Source organism: Streptomyces sp. NPDC030143 (assembly GCF_055573695.1).
The window spans coordinates 1-3,067 of sequence record NZ_JBVIAY010000057.1 but is presented as its reverse complement, the minus strand read 5'-3'; the positions used below and the strand labels follow the sequence as shown (position 1 = coordinate 3,067).

Genomic DNA, 3,067 nt, shown 5'->3' with positions numbered 1-3,067 from the left:
AGATGACCAAGCTCGCCGATCGTGGATGGCTGCACAAACGGCCCGACGGACGGTTCACCGCACGCCGGTAACCGCACCGGGGCGATGACGGTCGGAGCGTAACTGGCGGGCCCCCGGCGGCAGTTGAGTTTGTGTGACGAAAAACAACGGTCTCGCCGAGGGCCCTGACGGCCTTGTCTACACCGCCCGACTGCCGCTGTCGAGCACCACCCTGAACTACCTCGCCACCCTGATACGCGGCCATTTGAAGAAGATCGGCTCGCCGTGGCGGGCCCTGCCGCCGGGGAAGATCGCGGGAATCGTGCTGGCGGTGCTGCGCTGTGACCAGCGGCCCGGCGATCTGGCCGGCGGAAACGGGGTGCACCGCACCACCGTCACCCGCTGGGTGCGCGAGGTCGTCGGCCTGCTGGCCGCCCGCGCTCCGCGCCTGGACCGCGCGCTGAAGAAGATCGCCCGATCCGGTGGCGGAGTCGTACTGCTGGACGGCTCGCTGATACGCACCCGGCGGCGCACCGGAACAGCGAACCGGAAGAACTACTCCGGCAAGAGCAAGTGCCATGGCCTGCTCGTGATCGCGCTCACCGACGACAGGGGCCGCCTGCTGTGGGTCTCGGCGGCCAGGCCCGGGCGGACCTCGGAGATCACGGCCTGCCGCCATGACCACCTCACCGACCGCCTTCGCGAGGCCGGCCTCGGCGCGATCGCCGACCTGGGCTTCGTCGGCCTCGACGACAGCAGCCCGGACACCGACCCAGCGGTGATCAACGGCTACAAGGCCGCCCGCAACCGGCCGCTCACCCGCGGCCAGAAGCTGTCCAACACGGCGCTGGCCGCCGTCCGGGCGCCGGTCGAGCACGGCTTCGCACACCTGAAGAACTGGCGGGTACTCGGCAAGGTCCGCACCGACCCGAAATGGGCGACCGCCCTGGTCCGGGCCCTGCTGGTCCTCACGAACCGCGAAGTCGCCCGCTGACGGACGCCCTTGTCGGCGGACTACCGCTCCGGACCTGCCCGAGCAGGTTGCTGCGCTCACCACCGAGTGACGGTCGGCAGGCCATTCAGTAGCTCCTCAACTCTCGTACACGAACAGGGCGGCGCACTCCGAAGCGGTGTCGGTGTATGCCGCCCTCGGGTGGGCGTGGGCATGGCGGTTACTTCGGGGCGTCATTGAACTTCGAGGTGGACCAGAAGTAGCCGAGGACCGCGAGGCCCAGGCACCAATCATCCGGACCGGCGCAGAACCGCGCCACGTCTGACTGCGATCCGTCACCGGATTCTTTGTGTCACCGCAGGTGTCACTCCGCGTCGCGGCGGGCCTGACCGCGGCGGCGGAGCAGCAGGAGGCCGCCGGCGACGGCGGTGACGCCGGTCGCGGCCGTCCACAGAGCGAGGTCCGAGGCGCCGGTGGCAGCCAGGTCCTCGCCGCCCTTCCCGCCTTGGGCGCTGACGTCCCCGGAGGGCTGCCCGGCCGGGGACTTGGACGAACCGGAAGCCCCGGAGGCACCGGGCTTGGCGGCCGTCGACTTCGGCGGGGACGGCGAGGCCGCCGCCTCGGCCGCGGTGGCCTTGTCCCGGGTGTACGCCAGTGTGCCGAAGCCGAGTTCGTCGAATCCGCCGCTGTTCGGGCCGTAGTGGCCGCCGCCTCCCTCGGGCCCGCTGCGGGCCAGCATCTCGCGGGTGTTCGGCATGGCCATGCCGCGCCTGTTGGCGTAGTGGTTGTAGACCCGCGCCCAGACCGGGCGCACCTGGCCACGGCCGTGTTCGGAGATGACGGTCTGCGCCGTTTCCACGCAGTGCGCGCCGTTTCTCCAGGTGTATGTGGTGTACGGCACGTCATAGCCCAGGTTGTACCGGGCGACGTACTCGCACGCCTTGCGGAACCTGGAGTCGTCCGCGCCGTAGAGGTCGACGCCCTGGTTCCAGGCCATCTCGCAGATGGTGCCCATCAGGCCGATGCCCATCAGGCTGTGGGCCTGGTCACGCCCGCTCTCCTGCCACTGGGCCAGGCCCACGTCGTTGTAGACGTAGGGGATCGCCTTGGCCAGCGAGCCGTTGCCTTCGCCGTGGTAAAAGTAGTCCACCGTCTCGTTGAACTTGGCCCGGTCGTCGCAGAGGATCCCGATGGCCATGATGGAGGCCATGGTGCACAGGTCCCAGTTCGCCCAGTAGTGGCCGATGCAATTGGTCTCGCGGTACATCATGTGGCGGTTCATCGGATAGAAGTGCTTGACCAGCATGTCCTGGAAACGGGCCAGGTCGAAGCCGGGGTAGCCGCGCATGAGCTCGCCGACGTTGGCGAACTGGTACCCGTAGATGCCCGCCAGGAGCACGACTTCGGAGCCTCCGCCGATGCCCTTCAGCGTCCCCGACCAGGCGTTGCAGATGTCCCGCGCGGTGTCGGCGTGTGCGGTGTCGCCGGTGATCTTCCAGCGCAGCGCCCTCTGGTAGGCGGCGTGGATGTCGCGGTAGAGGGCCCCGTAGTTCTGGACGCCGCCCCCTCCCCGGATCGGGGTCACCTGCGGGTTGGGCCGCCATGCGCTCTGCGAGTGGCGGCCGGTGGTGAGGGTGAGCTTGGCGAAACCCGCCGTGTAGGGGGCGGCGCCCTCCTTCACCTTGGCGGCCATGCGCTCGAGATCGGCCCGGGTGTGGAGCATCCCGGGGTGTGCGAAGGACGTGGGCGCCGCCGTCGCGGGGGAGGCGGCCACGCCCGTGCCGATACCGATACCGACCGCGCCGGTCGCCGCTCCCGCGGCCTTGAGCATGCTGCGTCGGCTGATCCGAAGTGTCACTGTGTCGTTCCTCGGGCTCTCGTGGGGGGACGGTGCCTACGTAGAGGGGACGTGATACGGAGCGGGAGATAACACAAAAGTGGGCGCCACCGATGAAAGGCAAATGGTCCTGCGTCCCGGGCCGTACCCTCCCGCGCGGCGCGGGCCGTCTCCAGGCGACGGCCACGTTGAACGGCGTCAGCGCGATGAGCGAGCAGATCCACATCATGGTGGCGGGGTCGGCGGAGGTGCCGCCGGACACGGTGTCGGATGGGGAGGACAGGCGGTTTCAGGATCTG

At 69.4% G+C, this 3,067-nt stretch carries 2 protein-coding genes; one reads left to right on the top strand and one right to left on the bottom strand.

What is annotated here, in order from left to right; translation table 11 throughout:
- Positions 1–133: 133 nt before the first annotated feature.
- Entirely contained in the window at positions 134–973 is an 840-nt protein-coding gene (locus ACZ4YY_RS37420) for a transposase family protein (RefSeq protein WP_468299862.1), read from the top strand.
- Positions 974–1,295: 322 nt separating this feature from the next.
- On the opposite strand, the gene ACZ4YY_RS37415 is transcribed toward ACZ4YY_RS37420, so the two are convergent.
- Positions 1,296–2,789 carry an alginate lyase family protein gene (locus ACZ4YY_RS37415; RefSeq protein ID WP_468299860.1) on the bottom strand — a complete coding sequence of 498 codons (1,494 nt, stop codon included), beginning with the start codon at positions 2,787–2,789 and terminating at the stop codon, positions 1,296–1,298.
- Positions 2,790–3,067 lie beyond the last annotated feature (278 nt).